This is a genomic window from Streptomyces sp. NPDC015532 (assembly GCF_043078065.1).
Taxonomy (GTDB): Bacteria; Actinomycetota; Actinomycetes; order Streptomycetales; family Streptomycetaceae; genus Streptomyces.
In genome coordinates this window covers 1-9,585 of record NZ_JBIBSY010000035.1, presented here as the reverse complement: position 1 = coordinate 9,585, position 9,585 = coordinate 1, and the positions used below count along the sequence as shown (strand labels likewise).

Below are 9,585 nucleotides of genomic sequence, written 5' to 3'. Positions count from 1 at the left end.
TACGCATCGGCGAAGACAGGGAACGCCGCATACAACTCACGCCCCATACCGATCCGCTGCGAACCCTGACCCGAGAACAGAAAACCGACCTTGCCCTCGGAGCGGGCTCGTCCCAGCGTCACGTTCGCCGCCTGTCGGCCGGCGGCGAGGGCGGTGAGGGCTTGCCGGAGCTTGTCCGAGCCCTCCGCCAGGAGCACCGCGCGGTCCTCGAACGTCTCGCGGGAGGCCAGGGAGAGACCGATGTCGGAAGCCGTCCAGCAGTCGTTCGCGTCGAGGTGGCCGACCAGCCGGGCCGCCTGGGCACGCAGCGCCCGCTCGCCCTTGCCCGACAGCACCCATGGCACGAGCGCGCCGGAGTCGGGCGTGGGAGACAACTCCGCCATGGCGGGGGCTTGTTCGATGATGGTGTGGGCGTTGGTGCCGCTGACACCGAAGGACGAGATCGCGGCACGGCGCGGACGGTCCGTCTCCGGCCAGCCGACGGCCTCGGTCAGTAACCGGACATCACCGGCCGACCAGTCCACGTGCGGCGTCGGCTCATCGGCGTGCAGTGTCCGCGGAAGGACGCCGTGACGCATCGCCATCACCATCTTGATCACACCGGCGACGCCCGCGGCGGCCTGCGTGTGACCGATGTTGGACTTCAACGAGCCCAGCAGAAGCGGCCGTTCACGCTCCTGGCCATAGGTCGCAAGCAGCGCCTGCGCCTCGATCGGGTCACCCAGCCTCGTGCCCGTACCGTGCGCCTCCACCGCGTCGACATCGGCGGTGGTGAGACCCGCGGAGGCCAGGGCCTGGCGGATGACCCGCTGCTGCGCCGGGCCGTTCGGCGCGGTCAGACCGTTGGACGCACCGTCCTGGTTGACCGCGCTCCCCCGTACCACCGCCAACACCTGGTGCCCGTTGCGGCGGGCGTCGGACAGCCGCTCCACGAGCACCACGCCCACGCCCTCCGCCCAGCCGGTGCCGTCGGCGTCCGCGCCGAACGCCCTGCAGCGGCCGTCGGGCGACAGACCGCGCTGGCGGCTGAACTCCACGAAAACGCTCGGACTGGCCATGACGGTGACGCCGCCGGCCAGCGCCATCGTGCTCTCGCCGTTGCGCAGTGACTGGATGGCCAGGTGCAGGGCGACCAGGGACGACGAGCACGCCGTGTCGATCGTGACGGCGGGCCCTTCGAGTCCGAAGGTGTAGGCCACCCGGCCGGAGACGACGCTGGACGCGCCGCCGACGAGCCGGTGTCCTTCGACGCCTTCCGGCGCGCGGCGCACATCGGCTCCGTAGCCCTGGTAGGCCATGCCGACGAAGACGCCGGTCCGGCTGCCGCGCAGCTGCGCGGGGGCGATCCCGGCTCGCTCGAAGGCCTCCCACGAGGCCTCCAGCAGCAGGCGCTGCTGCGGGTCCATCGCCAGGGCCTCACGCGGGGAGATCCCGAAGAAGCCGGCGTCGAAGTCGGTGGCGCCATGAAGGAAGCCGCCGTCGCGCACGTACGTCTTGCCGGGGCGGTCGGGGTCGGGGTCGTAGAGGGCCTCGACGTCCCAGCCGCGGTTCGACGGGAACGCGGAGACGGCGTCGCCGCCGGACGTCACCAGGTCCCACAGCGCCTCGGGCGAGTCGACGCCGCCGGGCAGGTGGCAGCTCATCGCCACGATGGCTATGGGCTCGTCGTCGGCGGCCGCGTGCCGCTCCTGCTCCACGGCGGCCTTCGATCCGAGCAGCTCGCTCTGCAGGAAGCGGGCGAGCGCCGTGGCGTTGGGGTGGTCGAAGACCAGCGTGGGCGGCAGCGCGAGACCGGTCGCCGTGTTCACCTTGTTGCGGAGTTCGACGGCGGTCAGGGAGTCGAAGCCGAGGTCCTTGAACGCCCGGTCGGGCTCGACCTCCGCCGCCGAGGAGTGGCCCAGGACAGCCGCGACGTGCGCGCGGACCAGGTCGATCAGTCTCTCCGTGCGCTCGGCCTCCGGCAGTCCTGCGAGCCGGGCCGCCAGGGGCGCGGCGCCGGTGGCGGCGCCGGCCGGTGCGGCGGTGCCGGCGCGGCGCACCTCGGGCAACTCGGACAGCAGGGCGCTCGGGCGGCCGAGGGTGAACGGTCCGATGAACCGTTCCCAGTCGATGTCGGCCACGACGACCGCGGTGTCGTCGCAGTCCAGGGCGCGCTGGACCGCGGTCACGGCGAGTGCGGCGGGCAGGGTGACGACGCCGCGGCGGCGCAGGTGCTCCTCGTCGGCGTCGGTGACCATGCCGCCGTCGGCCCACGGGCCCCAGGCGATCGCGGTGGCGGCCAGGCCCCGGGCCCTACGCCGGGCGGCGAGCCCGTCGAGGAAGGCGTTGCCGGCCGCATAGGCGGCCTGGTGGCCGCTGCCCCACACGCCGGCGATCGAGGAGAACATGACGAAGGCGTCGAGCTCGCGGTCGCCGAGCAGTTCGTCCAGGTGTGCGGCGCCGCGGGCCTTCGCCGCCACCGTGCGGGCGAAGTCGGCCGGTGTCAGCTCGTCGAAGGGGGCTGACTGTTCCACGCCCGCGGCGTGGAAGACGGAGGTGAACGTGTGCTCGGCGAGCAGCGCCGCCACCGCTTCGCGGTCGGCGACATCGCACACGGCGAGGGTGACGCGCGCTCCCAGCTCCTCCAGTTCGTCCTTGAGCGCGGTCGCGCCGGGCGCGTCGGCGCCGCGGCGGCTGGTGAGCACGAGGTGTTCGGCACCGGCACCGGCGAGCCAGCGGGCCACGTGCCCGCCCAGCGCACCCGTACCACCGGTGATCAGCACCGTGCCGCGCGGCGACCACGGCCGGCCGGCGCCGCTTCGGGCGTGGGCGAGCCGGGCGGTGAACACGCCGGTGGCGCGGACGGCGACCTGGTCCTCCTGGCCATCGGCGGCGCCGGCTCCCTGACTCAGTACGGCGGCGATACGGCCGGCGGCGCGCTCGTCGACGGCCGCCGGCAGGTCGATCAGGCCGCCCCAGCGCCGGGCGTGCTCCAGGGCCAGGACACGGCCGAGGCCCCACACCTGGTTCTGCACCGCGCTGAGCGGTGCGTCGTCGGAGCGGCCGGTGGCGGCCGCTCCGCGGGTGGCGCACCACAGCGGCGCGTCGATGCCCGCGTCGCCAAGTGCCTGGGCCAGGGCCACGGTCCGCGCGAAGCCCTGGGAGAGCGCGGGGTGTTCGGGCGAGGCGGTCTCGTCGGTCGCGAGCAGGGACAGGACGCCGTCGAGCGATCCGGCTTCGCCCGCGACCCGGGTCAGCTCGTCGGTCAGGGACGCGCGGTCGGCGTCGGCGCCGACCGTCAGCGGGATCAGGTACGCGCCGCGTCCGGCCAGGGCCGCGCGGACCGTGCCGGCCCACTCGTCGCCCTCGGGCGCGGCGAACAGCCATGTGCTGCCGGACAGGTCGCCTGCGGACAGGCCGTTCAGCGGTTGCCAGGCCAGTTGGTAGCGCCAGCCGTCCACGACGGACTGCTCGCGCCGCCGACCCCGCCAGGCCGACAACTTCGGTACTACGACGTTCAGTTCCTCGGGGCTCAGCCCCAGCGTGGCGGCGAGGGACTGGGCGTCCTCGCGCTCGACGCTCGCCCAGAACTCGGCGTCGACCGCGTCCACGGCGGCCGTCTCGGCCTCGGGGGCCTCCAGCCAGTAGCGCTGCTGCTGGAAGGCGTAGGTGGGCAGGTCTACGCGCCGAGCGCCCGGGAAGAAGGCGTGCCAGTCCACTTCGGCACCGCTGACGTGCAACTCGGCGAGCGCGGTCACGACAGCCTGCCGCTCGGGGCGGTCGGCCCGGAGTACGGGGACGGTGACGATGTCGTCCGCACAGGCCTGTGCCAGGGCACTGAGGACGCCGCCGGGGCCGACCTCGACGAACGTGGTCACGCCCAGGCCGTGCAGAGTCTCGATGCCGTCGGCGAAGCGGACCGCCTCACGGACGTGCCGGACCCAGTACTCCGGGGTGTACGCCTCGGCCAGGAGACCGGTGAGGTTCGAAACGACGGGAATCCGCGGCTCGTTGAAGGCCAAACCGCTGACGACCTCTTCGAACTCCTCCAGCATCGGGTCCATCAACGGCGAGTGAAACGCGTGACTCACTTTCAACCGGGAGGTCTTGCGACCCTGTTGAGTGAATGTCCCGGCTATCTCCAGCACAGCGTCCTCGACACCGGAGATCACGACGGACTGAGGCCCGTTGACCGCGGCGATCCCGACCCCGTCCGTCAGGTACGGCAGCACCTCGTCCTCGGCCGCCTGCACCGCGACCATCGCCCCGCCCGCGGGCAACGCCTGCATCAACGCGGCCCGCGCCGACACCAATCTCGCCGCATCCCCGAGCGACAACACACCCGCCACATGCGCAGCCGCGATCTCACCCACCGAATGACCAGCCACATAATCCGGCCGCACACCCCACGACTCCAGCAACCGGAACAGCGCCACCTCCACGGCGAACAACGCCGGCTGAGCGCAACCCGTCTGGTTCAACTCCTCCACGTCGACGTCGAGCGTGACGTCGAGATGGGCGCGGATCTCGTCGTAGGCGGCGGCGAACACCGGATACGCCGCGTACAGCTCACGCCCCATACCGACCCGCTGCGAACCCTGACCCGAGAACAAGAACCCGGTCTTGTCGCCGCGGCGGGCCGCGTTGTGGACCACAGCCGCGGACGGGGTGCCGGACGCCAACGCCCGTACACCCTCCGTGAGTTCCTCCAGGCTCTCGCCGACGACGGCCGCCCTGCGGTCCCAGGCGGTGCGCGTCGTGGCGAGGGAGAAGCCGATGTCGGCCGGGGCGCTCCCGGGGCCTCTCCGGACGTCCTCCAGGAAGGAGAGCAGGCGCTCCGCCTGGGCACGCAGTGCCGCGTCGCTCTTCGCCGAGAGCACCCACGGCAGCGCCGAGTCGGCCGGGGCCCCGGCCGGCTCGGCGGCGGGCTCCTCGTCGAGGGCCGGGGCCTGCTCGATGATCGTGTGCGCGTTGGTGCCGCTGACGCCGAACGAAGAGACGGCGGCGCGGCGGGGGTGGTCCGACTCGGGCCACCGGACGGCCTCGGTCAGGAGCTTGACTCCGCCCGCCGACCAGTCGACCTGAGCGGTCGGCTCGTCCACGTGCAGCGTCTGCGGCAGGACGCCGTTGCGGATGGCCATCACCATCTTGATCACACCGGCGACACCCGCGGCGGCCTGCGTGTGACCGATGTTGGACTTGATGGATCCCAGCCACAGCGGCCGGTCGCCCGAGTGCTCCTGCCCGTACGTGGCGAGCAGTGCCTCCACCTCGATCGGGTCGCCGAGGGTGGTGGCCGTGCCGTGCGCCTCGACCGCGTCGACCTGGGAGGCGGTCAGGCGCGCGTTCTCCAGCGCCTGCCGGATCACACGCTCCTGCGACGGGCCGTTCGGGGCCGTGAGGCCGTTGGAGGCGCCGTCCTGGTTGACGGCGCTGCCGCGGATGACGGCGAGCACGTCGTGGCCGAGCCGGCGGGCGTCGGACAACCGCTCCAGCAGGAGCACGCCGACGCCTTCGGACATGCCCGTGCCGTCGGCGGTCGAGGAGAACGCGCGGCAGCGGCCGTCGGACGACAGGCCGCGCTGGGCACTGAACGCGATGAAGGTGTTCGGCGTGGCCATCACGGTCACGCCGCCGGCCAGGGCGAGCGAGCACTCGCCGCGGCGCAGCGCCTGGGCGGCCAGGTGGAGCGCCACCAGCGAGGACGAGCAGGCCGTGTCGACGGTGACCGCCGGGCCTTCGAGACCGAGGGCGTAGGAGATGCGACCGGACACCACGGCGGCGGTGTTCGCGGTGACGAGGTGGGCCTCGATGTCGCTGTCGCCCTGCCGCTGGAGGTAGGCGTGGTCCTGGCCGTTCGTGCCGACGAACACGCCGGCCCGGGTGCCGCGTGCGGTGACGGGGTCGATGCCCGCGCGTTCGAGGGCCTCCCAGGACGTCTGCAGGAGCAGCCGCTGCTGCGGGTCCATGACCAGTGCCTCGCGGGGGGAGATCCCGAAGAACGCGGGGTCGAACTCGCCGGCGTCGTGGAGGAAGCCGCCCTCGCGCACGTATATGCGGCCCGTCCGTCCGGGCTCGGGGTCGTAGACCGTGTCCAGGTCCCAGCCGCGGTCGGTGGGGAACTCGGACACTCCGTCACCGCCCGAGACGACCAGTTGCCACAGGTCTTCGGGCGAGCCGACGCCGCCCGGGTAGCGGCAGGCCATTCCGACGACGGCGATGGGCTCGGTGTCCTTCGCCTCCAGCTCACCCAGCTGCCTGCGGGTCTGGCGCAGGTCCACCATCACGCGCTTGAGGTAATCCCTGAGCTTGTCGTCGTTCGACATGTTTTACGTCCTCGGTAGCAGTGCGTGAGATGGGTCAGTGGGACCCGAGCTCTTGGTCGATGAGGTCGAACATCTCGTCGTCGGTGGCGGCGTCGATCCGGTCCGGGTCGATGTCGCGGTCGGTGCCGGGGCCGGCGTCGGCGGTGTTCGCCGCGGCGTCCTGATGGGTGTCCGTCCACTTCCAGAGCAGCGCCTTGAGCCGGGCGGTGACCTTGTCCCGTACCGCGTCCTGTGGGGCGAGCGCGGCGAGCTGGGCCTCCAGCCGGTCCAGTTCGGCGAGCACGGGCGGGGCCTCGGCTGTGAGGTCGAGCACCAGGTCCTTGTGGAGGAGCCGGGCGATCGCGACGGGGTTGGGGTGGTCGAAGACAAGGGTGGGCTTGAGCCGGAGCCCGGTCGCGACCTTGAGCCGGTTGCGCAGTTCCACGGCGGTCAGGGAGTCGAAGCCGATGTCCTTGAAGGCCGTGGTGGGCTCGATGCGGGCAGCGGTGGCGTGGCCGAGGGCGGCTGCCGCCTGATGGCGCACCAGGTCCAGCAGGACCTTCTCCTGGTCGGCCTCCGGTATCCCGGCGAGGCGGCGGGCCAGGACGGGGGTCCGTGCGGCCGCGGTCTCGCCGGCCGCGGCGCCGGTGTCGCCGACGAGGCCGCGGAGGACGGCGGGCAGCATGCCGGCGCGGGCCATGGCGCGCAGTCCTGGAACGTCCAGCCGGGCCGGCACGATCACCGGACGGTCCACGGTGAGGGCGGCGTCGAACAGGGCCAGCCCCTCCGCCGGGGTGAAGGGCACGACTCCGGCCCGCCCCATCCGGTTGCGGTCGGCGTCGGTGATCCGGTCGCCCATGCCGCCGTTGTCCGTCCACAGGCCCCATGCCAGCGAGGTGCCGGGCAGGCCAGCGGCCCGGCGCTGCCGCGCCAGCCCGTCCAGGAAGGCGTTCGCGGCGGCGTAGCTCGCCGCGCCGGCGCTGCCCAGGATTCCGGCCAGGGAGGAGAAGAGCACGAACGCGGAGAGGTTCAGGTCCCGGGTCAGCTCGTGCAGGTGCAGCGCCCCGTCGGCCTTCGGCCGCAGCACGGAGTCCAGGCGCTCCGCGGTCAGGGCGGTGACCACGCCGTCGTCCAGGGCCGCCGCCGCGTGCACCACGGCCACGAGCGGGTGCTCGGCCGGGACCGAGGCCAGCAGTTCCGCGAGGGCGTCCCGGTCCCCGATGTCACAGGCGGCCACGTCGACGTGCGCACCCAGTTCGGAGAGGGCGGCTACGAGTTCGCCGATGCCTTCGGCCGCGGGGCCCCGTCGGCTGGTCAGCAGCAGCCTCCGTGCGCCGCGTTCGGCGACGAGGTGCCGCGCGAGCGACCGTCCGAGGCCACCGGTCGCGCCGGTGAGCAGCACGGTCCCCTCGGGGTCCCACGCGTGACCGGTGGGCTCCTCGGGCGGGGTGATCCGGGCGAGGCGCGGCACGTACAGCTTTCCGTCGCGCACGGCGGCCTGCGGTTCGTCCAGAGCGGCGAGGGCCGAGGCCAGCGCCGGGTCGAGGCCGCCGTTCGTGACCGAGTCGTCCGCGTCGACGAGCAGGAGCCGGTCCGGGTGCTCGGTCTGGGCCGACTTCACCAGACCGGAGACCGCGACGTGCGCGAGGTCCGGAGCTGTGCCGTCCGGCTCGACGGCTCCGCGCGTCATCACGACGAGCCGCGCGTCGGAGAACCGCTCGTCGGCGACCCACTCCTGGACGGCCGACAGCACATCGGCCAGCAGCCCGCGCGTCGCGGCGGCGGCATCGCCCTCGCTCGGGGCGCAGGGCAGGAGGACGTGGGCAGGCGTGGCCGCGCCGCCGTCGACCGCCTTGCGGAGCCCGTCGATGTCGGAGTGGGAACCCTCGTCGCCCAGGACCGCCCACGCGGCTTCGGGAGCGGTGGCGGGTGCGGGGGCGGAAGCCGCGGTGTGCTCGACCCAGTCGACCTCGAACATCCGGTCCTGGTGCGCCACGCGCGAGGCCAGCACCTGCTGCGGGGACATCGACCGTGTCCGGACGGACGCGACCGAGGCGACGGGAGAGCCGTCGGCGTCGGACAGTTCGATCGCCACCGCGTCGTCGGCGGCGGGCCGGATGCGTATGCGTACGGCCCCGGGCCCCGGAGCGTGCACGGAGATGCCGCTCCAGGCGTGGGGCATGAGCACCTTGCCGGGGTCTTCGGCGCGGCTCGACGCCAGCATGTCGAGGGCGGCGTCCAGCAGCACGGGGTGCAGGGCGTAGCGGTCCGCCCGGTTCCGCTCCGCGACGGTCAGTACGGCCTCGGCGTACAGCTCGTCCCCGGCGCGCCAGGCGGCGCGCAGACCCGGACGGCCCTCGACGTCGACGGGTTCGGCACCCGTCGGCGGCCACATCGTCATGTCGAACTCCGGCGCCGGAGCGTTCCGGGTGAGCTCTCCGGTGACGTGGCGGACCCAGGGCTCGCCGGTGCCGTCGGCAGCGGGCCGGCTGAAGACGCGCACGGAGCGCCGGTCGGGATCGTCGCCCGCACCGACCTGCACCTGAACGCGTACGGCGCCCTGTTCGGCCAGGACCAGCGGGGCGTCCACGTCCAGCTGGTCCAGGTGCGGGAACCCGGTCTGCCGTCCCGCGGACAGGGCGAGCTCCACGAACGCGGCGACCGGGAGCACCGGCACGCCGCCGACCGTGTGTTCCGCGGTCCAGGGCAGGTCGGCCGGGGACAGCCGACCGGTGAACAGCACGTCCCGCGTACCGGCGGTCTCGACCACCGCGCCGAGCAGGGCGTGGCCGGAGGAGTCCAGGCCCGCCGAGGAGACGTCGGGCGCGGCCGTGCCTTCGAGCCAGTAGCGCTCACGCTGGAAGGCGTACGTGGGCAGGTCGACGTGCCGGGCGCCGGGGAACAGCCCTTGCCAGTCCGGGGAGACGCCGTGCGCGTGCACCTGCCCGAGGGCGAGGGTGAGCGCCTGGGGTTCGGGACGGTCGGTACGCAGGGCGGGAACAGTGACGATGTCCGCGTCGTCGAGGCAGCCCTGGGCGAGGGCGCTCAGCACGCCGCCGGGGCCGATCTCCACGAACGTGGTCACGCCCAGCTCGTGCAGGGTCCGGACGCCGTCGGCGAAGCGGACCGCCTCACGGACGTGCCGCACCCAGTACTCGGCCGTGTACGGCTCGGCCAGGCGACCGGTGAGGTTCGAGACCACCGGAATCCGCGGCTCGTCGAAGGCCAGACCGCGAACGACCTGCGCGAACTCCTCCAGCATCGGATCCATCAACGGCGAATGGAACGCGTGACTGACCTT

General features: G+C 73.2%; 2 protein-coding genes. Both read right to left on the bottom strand.

Going from position 1 to position 9,585, the window contains the following annotated elements; translation table 11 throughout:
- A partial coding sequence (locus ACF07B_RS42750; protein WP_392182921.1) for a type I polyketide synthase occupies positions 1 to 6,305 on the bottom strand: 6,305 nt, incomplete at its 3' end.
- A gap of 34 nt (positions 6,306 to 6,339) precedes the next feature.
- Positions 6,340 to 9,585 (bottom strand): SDR family NAD(P)-dependent oxidoreductase (locus ACF07B_RS42745; protein WP_392182920.1); only part of this gene is annotated, 3,246 nt, incomplete at its 5' end.